This is a genomic window from Nocardia sp. NBC_00565 (assembly GCF_036345915.1).
Classification (GTDB): Bacteria; Actinomycetota; Actinomycetes; order Mycobacteriales; family Mycobacteriaceae; genus Nocardia.
This window is the reverse complement of sequence record NZ_CP107785.1, coordinates 1,767,285-1,786,164: the sequence shown is the minus strand read 5'-3', so window position 1 is coordinate 1,786,164 and position 18,880 is coordinate 1,767,285. Positions and strand designations below refer to the sequence as shown.

General features: G+C 67.4%; 17 protein-coding genes and 1 pseudogene. 7 read left to right on the top strand and 11 right to left on the bottom strand.

Annotated elements, in window-relative coordinates; all coding sequences use genetic code 11:
* The first annotated feature begins 3 nt into the window (after positions 1-3).
* Positions 4-1,053: an aminotransferase class V-fold PLP-dependent enzyme gene (locus tag OG874_RS08645; RefSeq protein ID WP_330254592.1), complete on the top strand. Its 1,050-nt coding sequence runs from the start codon at positions 4-6 to the stop codon at positions 1,051-1,053.
* 215 nt (positions 1,054-1,268) lie between these two features.
* Here the strand turns inward: OG874_RS08645 and OG874_RS08640 are convergent, their stop codons facing one another.
* On the bottom strand, positions 1,269-2,351 hold the full coding sequence (locus OG874_RS08640) for an NAD(P)H-dependent amine dehydrogenase family protein (protein WP_330254591.1): 1,083 nt from the start codon (positions 2,349-2,351) through the stop codon (positions 1,269-1,271).
* Positions 2,348-3,142: an SDR family oxidoreductase gene (locus OG874_RS08635; protein ID WP_330254590.1), complete on the bottom strand. Its 795-nt coding sequence runs from the start codon at positions 3,140-3,142 to the stop codon at positions 2,348-2,350. The genes OG874_RS08640 and OG874_RS08635 overlap by 4 nt, the downstream gene beginning before the upstream one ends.
* Positions 3,143-3,233: 91 nt before the next feature.
* On the opposite strand from OG874_RS08635, the gene OG874_RS08630 reads away from it, so the two are divergent.
* On the top strand, positions 3,234-4,100 hold the full coding sequence (locus OG874_RS08630; RefSeq protein ID WP_330254589.1) for a helix-turn-helix domain-containing protein: 867 nt from the start codon (positions 3,234-3,236) through the stop codon (positions 4,098-4,100).
* 11 nt (positions 4,101-4,111) lie between these two features.
* Here OG874_RS08630 and OG874_RS08625 read toward each other — a convergent pair whose 3' ends face one another.
* From OG874_RS08625 to OG874_RS08615, 3 genes are all read right to left on the bottom strand, one after another.
* On the bottom strand, positions 4,112-5,107 hold the full coding sequence (locus OG874_RS08625; protein WP_330254588.1) for a TAXI family TRAP transporter solute-binding subunit: 996 nt from the start codon (positions 5,105-5,107) through the stop codon (positions 4,112-4,114).
* The gene (locus OG874_RS08620; protein WP_330254587.1) at positions 5,104-7,188 is read right to left on the bottom strand and encodes a TRAP transporter permease; all 2,085 of its coding nucleotides are present in this window, start codon (positions 7,186-7,188) and stop codon (positions 5,104-5,106) included. The genes OG874_RS08625 and OG874_RS08620 overlap by 4 nt, the downstream gene beginning before the upstream one ends.
* An 85-nt stretch (positions 7,189-7,273) precedes the next feature.
* Positions 7,274-7,690 (bottom strand): nuclear transport factor 2 family protein, encoded by a 417-nt coding sequence (locus OG874_RS08615; RefSeq protein WP_330254586.1) that lies wholly within the window; start codon positions 7,688-7,690, stop codon positions 7,274-7,276.
* A 139-nt stretch (positions 7,691-7,829) separates the two neighbouring features.
* Here OG874_RS08615 and OG874_RS08610 point away from each other — a divergent pair, with 139 nt between their 5' ends.
* Positions 7,830-8,420: a TetR/AcrR family transcriptional regulator gene (locus tag OG874_RS08610; RefSeq protein ID WP_330254585.1), complete on the top strand. Its 591-nt coding sequence runs from the start codon at positions 7,830-7,832 to the stop codon at positions 8,418-8,420.
* Here OG874_RS08610 and OG874_RS08605 read toward each other — a convergent pair.
* From OG874_RS08605 to OG874_RS08585, 5 genes are all read right to left on the bottom strand, one after another.
* On the bottom strand, positions 8,374-8,889 hold the full coding sequence (locus OG874_RS08605; protein ID WP_330254584.1) for a hypothetical protein: 516 nt from the start codon (positions 8,887-8,889) through the stop codon (positions 8,374-8,376). The genes OG874_RS08610 and OG874_RS08605 overlap by 47 nt on opposite strands.
* Before the next feature lie 91 nt (positions 8,890-8,980).
* Positions 8,981-9,334 carry a VOC family protein gene (locus OG874_RS08600; RefSeq protein WP_330254583.1) on the bottom strand — a complete coding sequence of 118 codons (354 nt, stop codon included), beginning with the start codon at positions 9,332-9,334 and terminating at the stop codon, positions 8,981-8,983.
* Positions 9,331-10,272, bottom strand: a complete 942-nt coding sequence (locus tag OG874_RS08595) for an alpha/beta hydrolase (RefSeq protein ID WP_330254582.1) — start codon at positions 10,270-10,272, stop codon at positions 9,331-9,333. The genes OG874_RS08600 and OG874_RS08595 overlap by 4 nt, the downstream gene beginning before the upstream one ends.
* 10 nt (positions 10,273-10,282) lie before the next feature.
* Entirely contained in the window at positions 10,283-11,071 is a 789-nt protein-coding gene (locus tag OG874_RS08590) for a glucose 1-dehydrogenase (protein ID WP_330254581.1), read from the bottom strand.
* Positions 11,072-11,099: 28 nt separating this feature from the next.
* Positions 11,100-12,227 carry an LLM class flavin-dependent oxidoreductase gene (locus OG874_RS08585; RefSeq protein ID WP_330254580.1) on the bottom strand — a complete coding sequence of 376 codons (1,128 nt, stop codon included), beginning with the start codon at positions 12,225-12,227 and terminating at the stop codon, positions 11,100-11,102.
* Between the two features lie 182 nt (positions 12,228-12,409).
* Here OG874_RS08585 and kstD point away from each other — a divergent pair.
* From kstD to OG874_RS08570, 3 genes and pseudogenes are all read left to right on the top strand, one after another.
* Positions 12,410-14,095, top strand: a pseudogene (gene kstD, locus OG874_RS08580) (3-oxosteroid 1-dehydrogenase); the annotation flags it as partial.
* 10 nt (positions 14,096-14,105) lie between these two features.
* Complete coding sequence (locus OG874_RS08575; protein ID WP_330254579.1) at positions 14,106-14,837, top strand: glucose 1-dehydrogenase; 732 nt, start codon at positions 14,106-14,108, stop codon at positions 14,835-14,837.
* Positions 14,838-14,852: 15 nt separating this feature from the next.
* Entirely contained in the window at positions 14,853-15,668 is an 816-nt protein-coding gene (locus OG874_RS08570) for an SDR family NAD(P)-dependent oxidoreductase (RefSeq protein WP_330254578.1), read from the top strand.
* A gap of 51 nt (positions 15,669-15,719) precedes the next feature.
* Here the strand turns inward: OG874_RS08570 and OG874_RS08565 are convergent, their stop codons facing one another.
* The gene (locus OG874_RS08565) at positions 15,720-16,367 is read right to left on the bottom strand and encodes a maleylpyruvate isomerase family mycothiol-dependent enzyme (protein WP_330254577.1); all 648 of its coding nucleotides are present in this window, start codon (positions 16,365-16,367) and stop codon (positions 15,720-15,722) included.
* 269 nt (positions 16,368-16,636) lie between these two features.
* On the opposite strand from OG874_RS08565, the gene OG874_RS08560 reads away from it, so the two are divergent.
* Entirely contained in the window at positions 16,637-18,877 is a 2,241-nt protein-coding gene (locus tag OG874_RS08560) for a pyruvate, phosphate dikinase (RefSeq protein WP_330254576.1), read from the top strand.
* Positions 18,878-18,880: the final 3 nt, after the last annotated feature.

The following is an 18,880-nucleotide window of genomic DNA, read 5'->3' as shown; positions in this document are numbered from 1 at the left end:
AGTATGTCTTCGCTTGCGCCCGATGAGTTCACGACCGAGACGACCTATCTCAATACCGCGTCCTACGGGCTGCCGTCCGCGCGGGCACTGGCGGCGCTGCGAGCCCAGCACGCGGAGTGGGCGTCGGGGCGCGGCGGGCCGATGGCGCACGATCATCTGGTGCCCGAGTTGCGCGCCGGATACGCCCGACTGCTCGAGGGTGCGTCGGCCGACGATATCGCGCTCGGCGCCACCGCTTCGACCATGATCGCGCCAGTGGCCGCCGCGCTGCGGCCGGGTGCCGAGGTGCTGCTCGCCGAGGGGGAATTCTCCTCGGTGTCCATGCCGTTCGTGTACCGAGGCGATCTCGCGGTGCGGTTCGTGCCACTGGAACGACTGGCCGAGGAGGTGCGGCCGGAGACCGCGCTGGTGGCGGTGAGCGTCGTGCAATCCAAGGATGGGCGGATCACCGATCTGCCGGTGTTGCGGGCGGCCACCCTGGCCAACGATGCCAGGCTCCTCGTCGATGCCACCCAGGCCGCCAGCTGGCTGCCGCTGCGTTTCACCGATGCGGACTACTGGGTGTGCAGCACCTTCAAGTGGCTGATCGGCGCGCGCAGCGTCACATTCTTCGCCGCCGCACCCGAAGCCGCCGCCGAGCTGCGCCCGCTCGGCCCCGGCTGGTACGCCGCCGCCGACCGGTGGGCCGAGTTGTACGAACCGATCGCACTGCCCACCACCGCCCGCCGCTTCGACACCACGCCGGACTGGCTCGGCGTCATCGCCGCGGTGGCGGGTCTATCGCTGATCGAGGAATTGACCGTCGACAAGATCGGCGCGCACAACCGCGAACTCGCCGCCCAATTCCGAACGGGATTGACGGAGTTGGGCTTCCAGCCGCTACCGAATGATTCGGCCATCGTCGTAGTCCCCGGCGCGGGCGACGCCGCCCCCCGCCTGGCAGAGGCGGGTGTCATCGCCTCCGCGCGCGGCGGCGGCCTCCGCTTCGCGTTCCACCTCTACAACAGCACCACCGACGTCGACCGCGCCCTGACCGTCCTCGCCGACCGCTGACAGGGGCACTCGCTGGCTGACTCCGCACCCGTTGTGGGTGCTACCAAGATGGCGAAGCCCCCACAGTGAGTGCACAGCATCGGCACACGCACTGCGGGGATCGACTGCCGCACCCTGTATCGGGCTTGTCCCTCGATGCCGACAACGGGTACGAAATCCGACACCGGGCGCGAAGGGTGATATGGAGCGCGCAGCGTCGGACACCGTTGGGACGTTTACGACGTCCGAGGTGGGCGGGTTGCGGGGGCGGTGATCAGTGGGAGGTCCAGTGCGGTGCGGATTCCCGCTGGGGCTCGGACGACGGCGGGGACCGCGTTGACGATGCGCATGGCGGTGGCCAGTAGCGTCGCGTGGTTGTGGTCGCCGTTGCGGCTCGAGGTGACCAGGTCCATGGCGTAGCTGGGTTCGCCGGTGATCTCGACGCGGTAGGAGCCTTCGCGGTGCGCGGGTTGCGGCCAGTCCGGGCACAGGTCGGGGCGCAGCCGCGTAACGTGCTCGAGCACGGTCACCACCTGATCCCCGACCATGCCGCGCACCTCGAAACGCAGTGCGGCCGCGGTCCCTTCGGCGATATGCCCGGTGGCGATATCGAACGACTCGGGCGCGGGAATGCGTTCGTAGGTCTGGGTGACGGCGTCGAGGGTCACGCCGATACCCGCCGCCAACTGGCGCACGGTGCCGCCCCAGGCCAGCGACAACACGCCGGGCTGCAACAGCATCGGGGTCTCGTCGAGCGGTTTGCCGAAGCCCATGATGTCGAACATGACCTCACGGTTGTCGTAGCTGGCGTAATCGACGATCTCCAGACACCGCAGTTGATCGATGCGCAGACAGGTGCCCGCGAGGGCAAGCGGCAGTAGATCATTGGCGAAACCGGGATCGATGCCGTTGACCCACAGCGACGAATTGCCCTGCGCCGCGGCCTCTTGAATCGGCTTCAGCAGCTCATCCGGCAGCACACCGTAGGGATACTGGAAGAACACCGGCGCACACGCCACCACATTGATCCCGGCGCTGAGCAACTTGCGCAGATCTTCGACCGCCTCGAGCAGGCGGTTGTCGGTCATCGAGCAGTACACGACGCAATCGGGTTTCGCGGCGAGGATCGCCTCGGTATCCGTCGTCGCGGTCACGCCGACCGAATGATCCAGTCCGGCAATGATTCCCGCGTCGAGCCCGTCCTTCTTCGACCCCGACACCCACACCCCGACCAGTTCCAGATCCGGATTGGCGATCACCCCCGCCAGCGCATGCGCGCCGACATTGCCTGTGCCCCATTGGACTACGCGATAGGTCATGACAGATCCGGCAGCGGGAGGTCGAGGTTCGGCGCGATCAGCCCGCCGTCGGGTTCGAGCACCTTGCCCGTTACGTACTTTCCGGCCGGCGACACCAAATACAGTGCGGCGGCGGCGATATCCTCGGGCTCACCGATGCGGTGCAGCGGTGTCTTCGACTCCAGCTCGGCGCGCATCGTATCGTTGCTCGCCACGATCTCCAGCGCCGAGGTCAGGATCGAGCCGGGTGCGATGGCGTTCACCCGGATGCGCGGATTCAAATCCATCGCCGCCAGCCGCGTGTAGTGCGCCAGTGCGGCTTTCGCCGTTCCGTAGGCGGCGAAGGCGCGGCCGGGCAGGCGGCCCATGGTCGAGGTGATATTGAGAATCGAACCACCACCGGCGGTTTCGAGAATCTTCGGCACGGCGGCGCGCACCAGCGCGTGCGCATTGGTCACATTGAAGTTGAATGCCTGCGCCAGCGCGTCCGGCGTCGTATCGAGCAACGGACACGGCAGCGCGCCACCGACATTGTTGACCACGATATCGAGCCGCCCGAAGCGTTCGACGGCCGCGGCGGCCAGCCCGGCGCTCGTCTCGAGATCGCTGAGATCCGCGGGTACCACATGCGCCTGGCGGCCCACCGCCGCCACCTTCTCGGCGACCTCGTCCAACTGACTCTTGGTGCGGGATGCGATGACGACATCCGCGCCCGCCTCCGCGAAAGCCACCGCGATCGCCGCGCCGAGGCCGCGGCCCGCGCCGGTGACGATAGCGACCTGTCCGTCGATTCGGAATCTGTCCAGGATCATGCGCGCTCCGCAACTGTCGAATATTCGACGCCATATGTAGTAATATTCGTCATCGTAGAGCCATTCCAGCAAACCGCACAAGAGGTTGTCCATGTCCGACCGGTCCCCGTCCCCGCCGACCCGCCGCGTCATCGATATCGTGTCTGCGCTCGCCGCCACGCCGGAGCCGATGAGCGTCGCGGCCATCGCAGACCGCCTCGATATCGCCCGCGCGACCGCGACCGCGATTCTGGCCGAACTGGATTCGGCGGGCTGGGTGCGGCGCGATCCGAGCCGCGGCTACGGCCTCGGCCCCACGCTCATGGGACTGCACGGCCCCGCACTCCCGCCCACCCTCGGCGACATCCTCACCGAACTCACCGTCCGCACCGGCTACGGCACCACCCTGAGCCGCATCGAACCCGACCATCTGACCGTCCTGGATGTCCGCCACGGACCCGAGCGCGTCGTCCCCGGCCTCCCCGTCGGCCACCGCTTTCCCCTGCAATTTCCGGCGGGCGCGAGCGTCATGCCCTGGCGCTCGGCCGCCGAACAGAACGCCTGGCTCGCCACCGCCCCCGATGCGGACCGCCGCGTCGCGAGCGCCCTGCTCACTCTCGTTCGCGATCGCGGCGTCGCACTCTTCCGGCCCCGCACCGACGACGCGGGCACCGTCGAACTCCTCGCCGACCTACTCGGCGCCATGCGCACCGAACTCGGACAACCTCACCTGCGCACCCGCGCCCTGCGTCGCCTGGCCTTCCTCACCTCCCGCCCGTTCACCAGGGCCGAATTGGACTCCGACGCCGAACTCCCCCTGAGCTACCTCGCCGCCCCGGTCTTCGACACCGCCGGCCAGGCCGCCTACGAGGTCCAACTCGGCCCGCTGCGCATATCGACCACCAAATCCGAGCGCGACGACTTCAGCACCGCCACGATCGACACCGCCCACGCGCTCACATGTGCGCTGACGCCGTAGACGTCCAGTTCCTACTTCGTCAACGCATGTGCCGCGCCGCGGTGCAACGGCACCGGTGCGGTAATGGTGGCGGTATCGCGGTTGATCCCTTTCGCGGACGAATTGGCCTGTTCCAGTTGGGGTTTGCGGTCGAAGAGCGTCTTGGTGAGCACGCAGGCCAGGTTGGCGTCGAGGTCGTCGCGGACCAGCAGCAAGTTCGGGACCACGATGGTCTTCACGTCCTCGGCCAGGCCGTAGGCCGTGGCGGGGATGGTGCCCTCCTCGTAGACCGGGTTGACCGCGTGCATGCTGCCGGTCAGATCGGCGATATCGAGGAAGCGCACCTTGCCCTTCTCGGAGGTGAACAGGTCGGTGACACCGGGAGTAGGCAGACCGCCGGAGAAGAACATGGCGTCGATGGAGCCGTCCTTCATACCGTCCACCGTTTTGGTGAGGTCCAGGCGCTGGGCCGAGATGTCGGTGTCCGGATTCAGTCCGGCCGCCTGCAGCACGCGTTGGGCGATCACCTCGGTGCCGGACTTCGGCGATCCCGTGGAGACCCGCTTGCCACGCAGGTCGGAGAGGGACCCGATCTCGGCGCCGGTGCGCACGATCACCTGGGTGTAGTTCGGGTAGAGCCGGGCAAGCGCTTGCACCGGTTGCTTCTTGCCGTCGAAGCCGGCGTTGCCCATAACGGCGTCCGCGGCGGTGTCGGCGAGCGCGAACGCGACCTGATATGTTCCCGCGACCACCTGCTGGATGTTCTGCACCGACGCACCGGTTTCGGCCGCGGTCGCCTTCACCTTGCCGCCGGTGGCCTGCGAAATCTGTTCGGCATAGGCGTTGCCGAGCGCGAAGTACACACCGGTCGCATTGCCCGTCGCGATGCCGACCCTGGTCTCGTTCTCGACCTGGCAGGTGACCGCGCCGCCCGCATCGGTCTGCGGCGTGTCGCGTCGTCCCCCACAGCCGGCCAGCAATCCGGCCGAAACCACGGCGACAGCGAATCCTATTGCAACTCTTCTCAAGTCGTCCTCCTTCGGGCGAGCAGAGTGACCCCGACGGCCGCGGTCAGCGCGGCCAGACCGACGACGAGCGCGCCGGGCTCCAGGTACAGCAGGGCCAGACCGGCCACCGCGGCGAGCAGTCGCGCCGGGACACCGGCCGGGCCGATGCCGAGAATCCAGCCGCCGGTCGCCGCGGCCAGCGCCGCCACGCCGAGGCCGGCCACGATCGTCGTCCACAGCACGCCGAGCACCGGCCCGTGCCCGAGGAGATATTCGCCAGGGCCGCTGAGCACGAACACAATCGGCACCAGGAAGGCGGGCAGCGCGTACTTCAACGCCTGCCACATCGTCGGCACCGCACGCGCTCCGGTGATCGCCGCCGCGCCGACGGCCGCCAGCGCGGTCGGCGGCGTCACCTCGGAGAGCACCGAATAGTAGAAGACGAACATCGCCGAGGCGGGCGCGGACACGTCCAGCGCGAGCAGGGCCGGACCGATGATCGCCCAGCCGATGATGAACGACGCGGTCACCGGCACCGCGAGCCCGAGTAGCGCGAGTGCGATCGCGGCGAGCACCACGGTGCAGGCCAGCACCACAGTGTGGTTGTCCGATAACGCCTTTCCCGCACTCACCAGTAGCGAAGCCAGTTGCGCGCCGAGTCCGGTTTTGGTGGCGATCGCGGTGATCACCCCCGCCGACGTGCACACCGCGACGACCGGCAGCGCCGAACGCACACCGCTGCCGAGCATGTGGAAGATCCGGCGCGGTGAGCGTGCCCTGGCCCGCACGCGCGAGTCCAGGAACGCGAGCACGAAAGCCAGTGCGGTGGCGTATACGACGGCGCGCGCGGCACTCACACCGATCAGCAGCAGCACCACGATCACGATCAAAGACAGGAAGTGATAACCGAATCGCAGCAGCAGCCGCCATACCGAGGTGGCGCTGATCTCGACCGCTCTGATGCCGAGCCGGCGCGCATCGATCTCCACCGCGAGCAGAATTCCCAAGTAGTACAGCAGGGTCGGGATCATCGCCCAGCCCAGCACCGTCACATAGGAGACGTCGAGGTACTCGGCGACGATGAACGCGGCGACGCCCAGCGTCGGCGGCGAGAGAATCGCGCCGACACCGGCCGCCGCGAGTACGCCCGCCGCCTGCTCCGGCGGATACCCGGCGCGGCGCAGAATCGGCCAGGTCACCGCGCCGACCGTCACCGCGGTCGCGGTGCCCGAGCCGGAGACGGTGCCGAGCAGGAATCCCGAGGCGACCGTGGTGCGTCCGGCCGCGCCGCGCGAGCGCCGGAACGCCGCCACCGACAGATCGACGAAGAACTGTGCCGCGCCGGAGAATTCGAGCACCGCACCGTAGAGGGTGAACAGCACGATGTAGGTGGCCGCGACATCCAGCGGCGTGCCGTAGAACCCGCTGCCCGAGTTGTACAGCGCGTCGACGATCTGGTCGAAGTCGAGCCCGGCGTGCGCGATGGTCCAGTGCTGTGGCAGTCGTCCGCCGTAATAGCCGTACGCGAGGAACACCAGGCAGACCGCGGGCAACACCCACCCGGTGGTGCGCCGACTGGCCTCCAGCACCAATATCAGCAGCACCGTGCCCATGGCGATATCGACCGGATCGAGCAATCCCTGCCGGTCCAGGAACGCGTTGTAGCCGCCCCCGCCGGACCCGATCACCATCGGCAGCACCGGATACAGGCACACCACCAGGCTGACCGCGGCCAGCAACCAATCGAGCGGACCGGGCCCCTCGCCGCGATCGAGCCACCGCACACCGGACCGATAGGCCAGAAACACCAGCGGCAGCGTCCCGGCCAGGAAGATCACCAGGTAGTACTGGCTGCCCTGCGCCAGCGGCCGAAAGACCTGCCACAGCACCAGCATCGCGACGGCGAACGCGGCGGTCGTCACGATCCGCTCGGGCCATCCGCGCAGCACCCGCGCGGGTCGTTCCTCGTCGTCGACCTCGATCTTGTCGGGCAAGGCCCGGTGCTCGGGATCCGGCCCGGACGGCGCAGCATCGCCCGCCCCGGCCACCTGATGGTCGGCGGGAGGCTCGGCTTCGAGATGAGCGTCCCGTGTGTCCGACATGGCGCGACGATAGCAACGCGCGACCGTTTCTATGCGGCTAACAAGCATGTAGCCAGCAAAAGAACGACCAGCAGTCTGTTTTGAACTAGACGGACCTGGTCACTCGACCACCCAGCGGCGTCTGATGCAGGATCACCTTACGGTAGGAAATGCGCCAGCCTGCCGCCTCGCGCACGAGCAAATCGTCGTATTCGACGCTGCGGCTGGTCCCGTCGGCATGGATGCCAATACCCTTCGACCGCACTCGGACCGCGCCGTCGGTCTCGGTGATGACGACATTGGTGATGTGATGCCCGACCGGGTTGCCGCCGCCGAGTGCGACCGCCGCCTCCCGTAGCGCCAGGATCCCGCGTAGCTCACCCCGCCCGAAATCGTTGAGGTCGTAGGTGATTCCGGCGGTGAACAGCTCATCCATCCGGTCCAGTTCGCCCGCGTCCATGAGGTGACCGTGCAGCGCGATCAGATCGCCGATCTCGATTCGGTCCTGTACCGACAGCGCCATGGGACGACCTCCTGCCGCCCCATTCTTCGGATAACATGAGGCATAGTCCGGTTATCCGGAAACGGTAACGGACTACGTCCCCGGTTAGCAAGAGGAGACCCCGCTGACGCGCGAAAGATCCACGGGCACAACGCGGCCGATGCGCGCCGATGCCCGGCGCAACTACGAGCGTCTGCTCGACCAGGCCCAAATCGCCTTCGCCGAATATGGTGTCGACGCCTCCCTCGACGAGATCGCCCGACGTGCCGGTGTCGCCAGCGGCACCCTCTACCGGCACTTCCCCACCCGCCTCGACCTCATCGAAGCGGTTCTCGGTGAGCGCGTCGCCGAACTCACCGAGCTCGGCCGCGACCTGATGGATGAGCCGGACAGTTATCGGGCGCTCACCACCTGGCTCCGCGCGGCGATCGGCCACGCACTCACCTTTCGCGGACTCTCCGCGGCGATACTGACTTCCGCCATCGACGGCGGTGCCGAATTGGTATCCGCTTGGCATGCCGAGACTTTCGCGATCGGCACCGCGTTACTGCACCGCGCCCAGGAAGCCGGGACCGTCATCGCGACCGCCGACGCGACCGATGTGCTGCGCATGATCGGCGGCATCGCCTGGGCCGCCCAGGACACACCGGACCCGACCGGTCAGGCCGACCGACTGCTGGCCCTGCTGCTCACCGGACTCCGCACTACGCCGCCGAATCGACGAGCGCGCCGTTCGAGCGGCGCGACCTGAGCTTGCGCAGCAAGGTGACCCACGCGGACCGACGGGCCGGGGTGACCGGAGGATGTCCCAGCGAGACGGCGGTTCGGTCGAAGAGTTCCTCGAGCACGGCGTCGTGCAGCCACCGGATGGCGAGGGGCCACAGGATGCGGCCCACACCGCGCAGACGGCCCGCTATCTCGTGTCGCAGGATGCTGCTGTCCGGCCGAGGACCGTCCAACACCTCGAAGGTGTGCGTGCCCTCGATGGGTGATCCGGGTGCGAGGGTGAACTGCGCGCGGCGACCCGGCACCCACTCGGTGCACCGATACCGGATGGGGCCGTGCCCACCGACGGCACCGACACCGAGCGGGCGGTCCAGCACCATCGGGGGCCAGCCGGGCGGCCACACCGGACTGTCCGGCTCGGCGACCCGGGCGACCAGCGCGCCGACCTGCGCCACGGGTACGGGGTACTCCCGCTGATGGACGTTTCGAACCATGACCCAACCTCCATTCGGTCCCGTATGGAACTCACCCATACGGTAGCGTATGGAAGGTGGGTGGCGGAGTTACCTGAGCCACAGGGAACGGCTATCCAGTTGGCCGATGCACCGGCTCGTACAGGACTATCGCCCAGGGCGATTCAGGCGACGGTCGGACCGAAGTGCGCCGTTCATGTGGTCCGGTCACCGGTTCGGCGGCCGGAAAACCGGCGGCACGCAGTCGGGCAAGGGTCTCGTCCAAGTCGCCGACTTTCACCGCGAGGGACGGCATGTCGCGCTCGTCGGCACCAGCGAGCATGACTCGGGTGGGGCCGATGTCGAACTGCGCCCAGCGGTCGCCGTCGACAAAGGTCGCGGTGGTGCCCAATACCGCGGTGAGCAGATCGATCGCGGCAGTCAGGTTGTCAGCGGGGAAGATTGCGCCGAGTCGCTCGATACTCATCGGAACTCCAGTGCGCGGCGAAGAGCGGAAAAGGCCTGAGCGGTGGCTTCTTTCGCGTCGGGCAGGTGGTCGGCCATGCTGAAGAATCCGTGGAATTCGCCGTCGTAGCGGACCACCACGGTCTGCACACCCGCCGCACGGAGCCGAGCGCCGTACTCCTCGCCCTCGTCCCGCAGCGGATCGAACTCGGCGGTAATGACATACGCGGGCGGCAGCCCGGACAGATCGGTGGCGCGCGACGGTACCGCGTACGGGTTGGCCGCGTCACCGTCGGATCCGAGGTATTGCTCCCAGTACCAACGCAAATGATCGTCGGTGACGAAGTATCCGTTGGCATTGTCCCGATAGGACTCGGTGTCGCGCGCTGGATCCAGCATCGGATAGACCAGCAGTTGGTGAACAATGGCGGGCCCGTTGCGATCTCGGGCCATCAGCGCCGTCACCGCGGCCAGATTCCCGCCGGAGCTGTCCCCGGCCACCGCAATCCGTTCCGGATCCCCACCGAACGTCCTCGCCTGGGCGGCGACCCATTCCAACACCGCATAGGCATCCTCGGCCGCGGCCGGGAACCGATGTTCGGGTGCCTGCCGATAGTCCACCGACACCACGATCGCGCCGACGCCGTTGCTCATGGCTCGACACAGCTGATCGTGACTGTCCAGACCGCAGATCACGAATCCGCCACCGTGACAGAACACCACTACCGGCAGCTCGGTGCCCGCGGGCCGATAGACGCGCACCCGCACCTGCGGCGCTCCGGGCGGCCCCGGCACCCACCGCTCCTCGACCCGTTCGACCGGAATCGGGTCGACGGGAGCCGCCGGGCGCGCGGCGAGAATGCGGCGCGCCTGGGCGGCATCGAGCACCTCGGTGCCCAGCGCGGGGAACGACGCGGCGGCCAGATCGACGATCACCCGGGCCTCGGGTTTCAACGGCATCGCCGGTACCTCATGCCTCGCCCGCGGCGCCGACCGGCGGCAGCGAGCCCGGCGGAACGAACTGTCCCGCGGACAATCCGCCGTCGATGGCCAACTCCGCACCGGTGATGAACGCCGACGCGTCGGAGGCCAGGAAGGCCACCAGATCCGCCACCTCGGACGGCAGGCCGACCCGCCCCAGCGGCAGCGCGGGGAAGCTGCCCGGTCCGGTGGTGAGTCCGAGATGGCCGATCATCGGGGTGGCGATGGGACCGGGATGCACCGAATTGACCCGGATCCCAGCGGGACCGAACTCCAGCGCCGCCGTCTTGGTCAGCCCTCGCAATGCCCACTTCGAGGCACCATAAGCCGAATGCCCCATCAGCCCTTGCAATCCGGCCTGTGACGAGATGTTGACGATCGAGCCGCCGCCTGCCGCCACCATCGGGGCAACAACCGAACGCATGCCGATGAACGAGCCGACCAGATTGATCCGCAGAATGCGTTCCAGCTCTTCAACGGTGGTATCGGTGAGCGCTTTCGCGGTGTAGATCGCCGCGTTGTTCACCAGGACATCGAGCTTGCCGAATTCGCTCACCGCAGTCTGCACCGCGGCGGTCCAGTCGTCGGCGCTGCTCACATCATGACGTACGAAACGCGCGGCGGCACCGATGGATTCGGCGACAGCCTTGCCCTCGGTTTCGAGCACATCGGTGAGCACCACGCTCGCGCCCGCCGCGGCGAACAGCCGAGCTTCCTCGGCACCCTGGCCCCGGGCGGCACCGGTGATCAGCGCGACCTTGCCGGTCAGATCAATCATGTTCTGCTCCTTGCTGATTCACTTGTGCCTAGCTGTTGCGGAAATGCGGGATGACCTTCTCGCCCCAGTGCCGAATGGTCTCCAGGCACGCCTCCTGTGGGACCGTGCCCATCTGGATCAGGCACAGAATCTCGTCGGCGCCCGCCGCCTGCAGCCGCTCGACGTAGGCGATGGCGTCCTCCGGACTGCCGTAGGCGTGCTCGGCATGGAAAACCGAAGTGGCTCCGGCCTGTACCGGGATCTTCGCCTCGTGCAGGTAGGCGACATGCTCGTCGGCGGCCGCGCGAATCTTGGCTACCTCGTCGACGGTCGGATCGACGGCCTCGTCCGGGACCGGGCCGGCACCGTACCAGTGCTTGATGGACTGGGCGAAGAAGCGCTGTCCGCGTGCGCCGATCTGCTGGGCCTTATCCCGGTCGTCGAGCACGATCGTCGGGCACAGCGCCGCGAAGTGGTCGTTGACCACGGTGGAGACGAACTTTTCCCCGGTGCGCTCGGCAATGGCCGCGTCGTAGGTGCGGCGCAGTTCGGCGATCTCCTCGACGCCCGCGAAACCCAGTACCAGCGCGCCGATTCCATAGTCGGCAGCAAGTTTGAGGGTGTCCTTCTTGGTGCACGCCATGAACAGCGGTGGGTGCGGTAGCTGCACCGGGCGCGGCAGCATCGGATGCGGATCGATATCGAGTAGCTCACCGTGCCACTCGAATTCGCCCTCCGGATCCTGCCAGGCCTTGCCGATGATCCGCAGCGACTCCTCGACCTCCTGGTAGGTGCGCGCGGGGTCGACGCCGCACATGGAGGTTTCCTGCGGGGTCGCGCCGCGGCCGGCGCCGAGGTTCACCCGGCCGTTGGAGAGCACGTCGAGCATGGCCGCGCGTTCGGCCGCGCGCACCGGATGGTTGAAGTTGAACGGCATGCAGACCACGCCGTGGCCGATGCGGATCCGCTCGGTGCGCGCGGCCACCCAGGTCAGGAAGATCTCCGGGGCGCTCATATGCGCGTACCACTTCAAGCCGTGATGCTCGACCGCCCAGACGGTGTCGAAACCCATCTCCTCGGCCAGCACCGCCTGCTCGACACAGTCGCGCAACACCTGCCGTTCGTGATCGGCCGACGGGTTGGTCATCTGCGCCTCGAAGATCATCGAGAACTTCATGCACTGCCTCCACTGTGTTGTTCCCACCCCGCCGGCTCCGCCGGCTGCCATCCCCGATTTCACTATGCCTAGTAGAAATATTTCCGATGCTCTCGTTGAGGTCAGGTACGTGTCTCGGTGGATGAGACTGCCCCCGCTCGTGCCACCGTCGCGCCCATAGCGTCGAAGAAGCACTACTAGAGAGAAGAGAGAGCCAGATGTCCCAGGAGTACAGCTACGACGTCGTGGTCGTCGGCTCGGGCGCCGCCGGTATGACCGCGGCGCTCACCGCCGCCTACCGCGGGCTGTCGGTGGTGCTCATCGAAAAGAGCGGCAGTTTCGGCGGCTCCACCGCGCGCTCCGGCGGCGGCGTATGGATTCCGAATAATCCGGTGCTGGTGCGCGAGGGCGTGCCCGACAGTCCGGACCTGGCCCGGGTCTATCTGAAATCCGTTGTCGGCGAACGTGTCCCGCAGGAAAAGCAGGACGCGTTCCTGGACAACGGCCCGCGCATGATGACCTACCTCGGCGCGCGCACCAACCATCTCCAATTCGTCTACGACCGTGGCTATTCCGACTATCACCCCGAACTGCCGGGCGGGCTCGCACAGGGCCGCAGTATCGAACCCGCCATCATCGACGGCCGCCTGCTGGGCAAGGACCTGGAGCTCATCAACCGGCCCACCATGTCCGGGCCGAAGGGAATCGCGTTCACCGTCAGCGACTTCCACGATCTGAATATGATCGCGCGCACTTGGAAGGGTAAGCGCACGGCGATGAAAGTCGGCGCGAAAGCCGTGCTGAACCGGATCCGTGGTCGAATCCCACTGAGCCTGGGTAAGGCCCTGGTGGCTCGGCTGTGGCTGGCACTGCGCAACGCTGGGGTGCCGGTGTGGCTGAATACGCCGCTCACCGAACTCATTACCGCCGACGGCGTAGTTGTCGGGGTGCGCGCCGAACGCGATGGTGCGCCGATCACCATCAGCGCGCGTCGTGGTGTGGTGCTCGCCGCCGGCGGTTTCGAGCACAACCTGGCGATGCGCGAGCAATACTTCACCGGGCCGGTCAGCACCGACTGGACCGTCGGCGCGACCGAGAACGTCGGCGACGGCATTCGTGCCGGTGAAAAGCTCGGCGCCGCGCTGGATCTGATGGACGACGCGTGGTGGGGCCCCTCGGTGCGCAATCCCGACGGACCGCCGTTCTTCTGCCTGGCCGAGCGCTCCCAGCCGGGCGCGATCATGGTCAACGACGCGGGCGAGCGGTTCACCAACGAATCGGCCAGTTACGTCGATGTGGTGCACACCATGTACGAGCGGCACGCGCAGGGCATCGGCCATGTGCCCGCGCATTTCATCATGGATCAGCGCTTCCGTGACCGGTACCTGTTCCTGGGCACCTTCCCGAAACAGGCCATCCCGCAGAAGTATTTCGACGCGGGCATCATCAAGAAGGCCGATTCGCTGGCCGAACTCGCCACGAAGATCGGTGTTCCGGCCGACGCGCTCACCGCGACGGTGAACCGGTTCAACGGTTTCGCGCAATCCGGTCGCGACGAGGACTTTCACCGCGGCGAATCGGCCTACGACCGCTACTACGGCGACCCGACCGTCACGCCGAATCCCTGCCTGGCCCCGATCGATCAGGGTCCCTTCTACGCGGTCGAGATGGTGCCGGGCGATCTGGGCACCAAGGGCGGCCTGGTGACCGACGAGCACTCGCGCGTGCTGCGCTCCGACGGTGCGCCGATCGCGGGATTGTATGCGGCGGGCAATAATTCGGCCGCCGTCATGGGCAACAGCTACGCCGGTGCGGGCGCGACCATCGGCCCAGCCATGGTTTTCGGCTATCTCGCCGCCCAGCACATCGCCGATCTCGAGCATTCCTGAGGAGTACGACGTGGACAGAGTCAAGGGCAAAACCGTGATCGTATCCGGCGGTGCGCGCGGAATGGGCGCGGCGTTCGCCCGTCGCCTGGTCGCCGAGGGCGCGGCGGTGGTCGTGGCGGATGTGCTCATCGACGAGGGCAAGGCGGTTGCCGCCGAACTCGGCGACGATGCGGTGTTCCTCCCCCACGACGTCACCGACGAATCATCGTGGGAGACAGTGGTCGCCGAGGCCGAGCGGATTTTCGGTCCGGTCTCCGGACTGGTCAACAACGCGGGCATCGTGCACGTCGACCCGATCGAGCAGCTCGCCGAAGCGGACTACCGACGGGTGATCGATGTGAACCAGGTCGGGGTGTTCCTCGGCATGAAAACCGTTGTGCCGTCGATGCGCCGGGCGGGCGGCGGCTCGATCGTCAATATCTCCTCGATCGGCGGCATCATCGCCTTCAGCAATATCCTCGGCTACGTCGCGTCCAAATGGGCGGTGCGCGGGATGACCAAGGCCGCCGCCCAGGAGTTCGGCGCCGACGGAATCCGGGTCAACTCGGTACATCCCGGCGTCGTCGCCACCGAGATGACCGCCGACTCCGACCGCTCCCACTCGATGGTGCACGACCAGCCGCTCCCCCGCGCCGCCGCACCGGGCGAGCTGGCCGGGCTCGTGCTGTTCCTCATCTCCGACGAGGCCAGTTTCTGCACCGGCTCCGAATTCGTCGCCGACGGCGGCTACACCACCAAATAAGCAAGGACACCTGCTGTGAAGAACTTTGAGGACAAGGTCGTCGTCATCACCGGCGCGGGCGCCGGCATCGGCCGGGCCCTGGCGCTGGAGTTGGCGTGCCACGGCGCGAGATTGGCGTTGTCCGGGCGAAACCTGGCCAATGTCAGCGAAACCGCCGCGCTGTGCGAGCAGGAGGGGGCCAAGGCTCGCGCCTACCGGCTCGATGTCACCGATCGCGCGGCCGTCTACGCGCACGCCGACGAGGTCCGATCCGACTTCGGCCCGGCCAATCTCGTGGTCAACAACGCGGGTGTCTCGCTGACCGCCACGGTCGAGGAGCTGAGCTGGGACGATTTCGAATGGATCGTCGGCATCAACTTCTGGGGCGTCATGTATGGCACGAAAGCCTTTCTGCCGCAGGTCATCGCCTCCGGTGCCGGGCATATCGCCAATGTCTCCAGCATGTTCGGGCTCGCCGCCTGCCCCAGCCAGAGTGCCTACAACGCAACCAAATTCGGTATTCGCGGCTTCACCGACGCGCTGCGCCAGGAGATGCGGATCGCGGGCCATCCCGTCGGCGTCAGCAGCGTTCATCCCGGCATGATCAAAACCGATATCGCCTGGAAGGCCCGCGCGGGCGGCGACCGCGACCGCGACGCCCTGGCCGCCAATTTCGACAGGCTCGCGAAGACCACGCCCGAATCCGCCGCCAAGACCATCCTGCGCGGCATCCGAAAAGACAAGGCCAAGATCCTCATCGGCGCCGACGCCCGCGTCATCGATTTGCTGCCACGAATCTTCGGCTCCGGCTACCAGAAGATCATCACCGCACAAATGAAGAACGAGGTATAAGGACTCGCCCCAGCCGTGACCCCGCGGCACGGCCAGGCGAATAGTGCACGCTCAGACCAGGTTTCGATACGACAACCGGGTCCACAGCTCGCCGACGCCGGCACCGGTCAAGCGCGGCAGCACAACTGAGCGTCCCGTCGCCAGTAGCAGCAGGTCGGCGATGCGCCCGCGCACCTCGCCGCCGGCTCCGACCGCCCAGTCGACGTCGGTGGCGACCAGCCGAAGTCCCCTGAGCCGCTGCTTGGCCCAGAACGCCCAGCCCATCGTCCACACTCGGGTGGCCGCCGTCGCCGCGGCCTTCACCGGAAGCTCGATCTGCCTGCCAGTCGGAATCGCGATGTCCTGGCCGTGCACCATGATGTCGAACAGAATGTTGCGATAGCTGGTGACCACCGGCAGCTTCCGCGAGCCCGCATGCGCCCGGATCTCATCGACGAGATCATGTCCCGCCTCGGCATAGCGCACGGCGACGTCGTGGTTCATGCGATGAAACCGCCCGCGCGCCCGCATCCCCTCCCGAACCATCGCCACCGGACCGGGCGGCTGCGGCGCCAACGCGATATGCGCGGCCACATCCCGAATCCGCCATCCGGCACAGAGCGACGGCACCTCCCACTCCCACGGCTCGAGCCCTGCCAGCACGTCCGCGACTGCCCGTCGCTGCTGCTCGATAACCCGCCACTGCACATCCCGGTCCACGGTCGACCTCCCTGATATTTGGTCAGCTTCACTGACTAATATAGTCAAAGAGGCTGACTACCTCAAGAGTTGGAGCCGGTCTGCTGAGCCAGTCGCCGCGACACATCCTGCTGACCGGGACGTCCAGTACGCCGCGGCGGCGCGGGACGGCAGGCTGAGAGGCGGGGGTTATTCGCAGGGCGATCGGAGGGCTGGGCTCGGGTCCGGCGCAGCGGTAATCGGCCCTTGTCACCTGCGGTGCGGTGGCTTTCGACAATGTGAGGAGTGCTATGACGATCGGAGTGGAGCCGGTGGAGCGACCGGGTGCCGTCTTCGGGGGCCTCGGTTCTGATCGGCATGGGTCCGTCGCCGAACTCGATGGGGCGTGCGGACTTTCGCGGGAGCGGATCGGCGGTAAGGCGTGGAGTGTCGATCACATGCGGGCGCTGGGACTTCCGGTGCCGCCGGCGTTCGCGCTGACCACCGAGGCCTGGGCCGAGTTCGGTGCCAGCGGAGTACTCGGGGCGCAGATCTGGGCCGGGGTGCAGGCGGGTATCGCGGCACTGGAGCGTGGGACGGGGCGGCGGTTCGGGGCGGGGCAGCGGCCGCTGCTGGTGTCGGTGCGCTCCGGGGCCGCGGTGAGCATGCCGGGGATGATGGATACCGTCCTGAATTTGGGGATCAACGATGCGGTCGAGCGGGCATTGACCGATGAGACCCGAAATCCGGGGTATGCCCGCGATACTCGGCGCAGATTCGTCACCCAATACCGCGAGATCGTGCTCGGCGATCCGAATGGCGTTGTGCCCGAGGATCCGTGGCAGCAGTTGCGCGGCGCCATCACCGCGGTATTCCGGTCGTGGGATTCCGCGCGCGCCAAGACCTATCGGCGCAGCAGAGGAGTCTCCGATGCGCTCGGTACGGCGGTGACGGTGCAGGCCATGGTGTTCGGCAATCTGGACGCGCACTCCGGGACAGGCGTGCTGTTCAGCCGAAACCCGAATACCGGTGAAGGTCCGGTCTTCGGCGAGTGGTTGATCGGTGGGCAGGGCGAAGATGTCGTCTCCGGGCGCACCACCCCGCGACCGCTGGACGACCTCGCGGCGACGCAGCCCGCCGTGCACCGGGAATTGCTAGCCGCCGCCGAACTGCTCGAGCGCGACGGCCGCGATATTCAGGACATCGAGTTCACGGTCGAGTCCGGCCGGTTGTGGTTGTTGCAGTCGCGGCCGGCGAAACGCTCGGCGCGCGCGGCGGTTCGCGCTGCCGTCGCGATGGTCGACGAGGGCCTCATCGATGCGAACGAGGCATTGCGCCGGGTCAGCGTCGACCAACTGCGGACGGTCCTGCGCCCCGCCTCCGGCGACAACACCGGACTGAGCCCGCTCGCCCACGGCGAATCCGCCTGTCCCGGCCTCGCCTCCGGTGTCGTGGTCACCGATCCGGATGTGGCCGAAACCCGTTCCGCCGCAGGCGAGCACGTGATCTTGGTGCGCCCGACCACCAGCCCGGACGATCTGCACGGCATGATCGCGGCCCGGGCCATCATCACCGAACTCGGCGGCGCCACTTCGCATGCCGCGCTGGTGAGCCGCGAATTGGGCCGCCCGTGCGTAGTCGGCTGCGGCCCAGGGGTGGTCGAGGCGCTGGCCGGTAGCGTCGTCACCGTCGACGGCGGCGCCGGCACCGTCTGGCCGGGACAGCTGACCGGAAAGGCGGTGGAGGCCGCGGTAATCGAGGATATCGATCGCCTCGCCGAGTGGGCGCGGATCGACGCCGCCGGACTACCCGAGTTCCTCGCCGAGCGCGATCGAACCGAAGCCCCGGCAGCAGCAACACATTCCGATGCCGACGTGTCACGACCACTGGTAGCAGCGACACACCCATCAGATATCGACGGCCACAATCCCATCGAGCAGGTGCCCGACCTCGCGATACTCCGCCTGATCGGCATCAAGGGCCGGGTACAACCGGATGCCGTCGCCGCGAGCCTCGATATCGCCGCGACCGAAGCCGCCTCCCGCAGTGCCGATTTCGTGACGCGCGGGCTGTGCGCCGGCACACCGCTCGGCGTACGCCTCACACCGCACGGCCGCGAACAACTCACCCAATTGCTGGCACACGAGCGCGCCGATGTCGACCGAAGCGGCATCGCGGCGGCCTACGATGAATTCTGCGAGTTCAATGCCGAGCTGAAGGAACTCATCACGGCCTGGCAGATGAAGGATGCGAGCACGGTGAACGATCACTCCGACAACGCCTACGACACCGCCGTTTTGGCGCGACTCACCACGCTGCACCACCACGTCGCACCGCTGGTCGAACGCATAGGCGCCATAGCGCCCCGCCTCGCGCCCTACACCGACCGCCTGGCCCGCGCCGTCGAGCGGATGAACGGCGGCGACCACACCTGGGTGGCCCGGCCGATCATGGACAGCTATCACACGGTGTGGTTCGAATTGCACGAAGACCTCATCGGTCTGTGCGGCCTGAGCCGCGCCGACGAGGCCGCCGCGGGCCGAGCCCACTAGCGC